This window comes from Streptomyces sp. NPDC002130 (assembly GCF_040296465.1).
In the GTDB taxonomy this organism is placed as follows: domain Bacteria; phylum Actinomycetota; class Actinomycetes; order Streptomycetales; family Streptomycetaceae; genus Streptomyces.
The window spans coordinates 1-1,325 of the sequence record NZ_JBEOXI010000914.1; the positions used below are offsets into that span (position 1 = coordinate 1).

The window sequence follows — 1,325 nt, forward strand, 5'->3', positions numbered from 1 at the left end:
TGTTCTGCCGGGGCGTGTGCGTGGGTGGGGGGGGCCGGGGCGCCGGACGGCTGCTCGACGGCGGGGGTGGGAGAGTAGGACACCGCCGAACACAACGTAAGAGAAGCCCCCCAACCAGTCATGGTTGGGGGGCTTTCTCATACCCAAAACACACCCCCAAAACACACCCCGACATCGAGCGAACGGTACATCCATCGCCTCAGATCGACCGAACGTACCGTTCGCACGATCAGGGCAGGGCGAGCGACTGAGGTCGGCGGGCGCTTTGCCCGGATCAGTCGATGCCGTCGGCGGTGGCTGTTGCATACTTCGGCCGGCCAGTGGGCAGGTACCGCTGGATCATCACGCCTTTCGGAGTTGCCTGCGATTCGGCCAGTTCGAGTGCGATGTCCGGTCCGGAGTCGGGGAAGAGTCGAGTGCCCTGGCCTACGACCACCGGCACGATGAGCAGGATCATCTCGTCGACGAGATCGTTCGCGAGAAGCCAACGGCACAAGTTGCCGCTACCGTGCACCTGGAGCTCACCGCCGGGTACAGCTTTCAGTTCGCCGATCGCTGTGGCGGTGTCACCTGTAAGGGCGGTCGTGTTCTTCCATTGGGGATCGGTGAGCGTCGTCGACGCAAGATACTTGGGCCGCGAATTCAACGCGCTTGCAATGGGGTTGACATCCGGATTCTCGAACGTGCCCCAGTATCCGGCGAATATCTCGTAGGTGTGTCGGCCGAACAGGAAGGCCTCAGCTCGCTGGTAGACCTGGACGAGGTAATTCATCGCGTCGGTGTCCACCAATGGCGCGGACCATCCGCCCCGCTCGAATCCACCACGGCGGTCTTCGTCCGGCCCACCGAGTCCTTGCATCACTCCGTCGAGAGTGACGATGGTAAACGTCGTCAGTTTCATAGTCGTACCCATCTCCCAGGCGTCGTCGGATTTCCGCTGTGCCGATATAGACCGTCGGGAAGAGGGAAAGTCATCGAGCGAACGTGGCGTTCATCGCCTTGGATCGACCGAACGTGCCGTTCGCTCAGGGTGGGAGGTGAGATCAGGGCTGAACAGGCACGGACTCTGAGGGGGCGGTCTCGGACTCCAAAGCGTCGCACGGAATCGCGAGCTCGGTCTGTTCGAGGCGGCCGCGAAGGGTGATGTTCTCGGTGATCGACCACTGTGCAGCCTCGGCGCTGTCAGCGGCAGCCACAGCCCGACCGGATGCGGCGACGTTACCCGGAACCGTCTTTGCGACCTCGGACAGTCGTGCTGCCTCGTTGACGGGATCACCGATGACGGTGTACTCGAATCTTTCTCGCGCACCGACGTTGCCGGCTAC

1 protein-coding gene and 1 pseudogene are annotated in these 1,325 nt (G+C 62.6%); both read right to left on the reverse strand.

Annotation, left to right across the window (positions count from 1 at the left end):
- Positions 1 to 274: 274 nt before the first annotated feature.
- Positions 275 to 901 carry a dihydrofolate reductase family protein gene (locus ABT116_RS46915; RefSeq protein ID WP_298782241.1) on the reverse strand — a complete coding sequence of 209 codons (627 nt, stop codon included), beginning with the start codon at positions 899 to 901 and terminating at the stop codon, positions 275 to 277.
- A gap of 142 nt (positions 902 to 1,043) precedes the next feature.
- Positions 1,044 to 1,325, reverse strand: a pseudogene (locus tag ABT116_RS46920) (adenylate/guanylate cyclase domain-containing protein); the annotation flags it as partial.

Coding starts and splice junctions, on each gene's coding strand:
- ABT116_RS46915 (WP_298782241.1), bottom strand. CDS start 901: ATGAAACTGACGACGTTTACCATCGTCACTCTCGACGGAGTGATGCAA.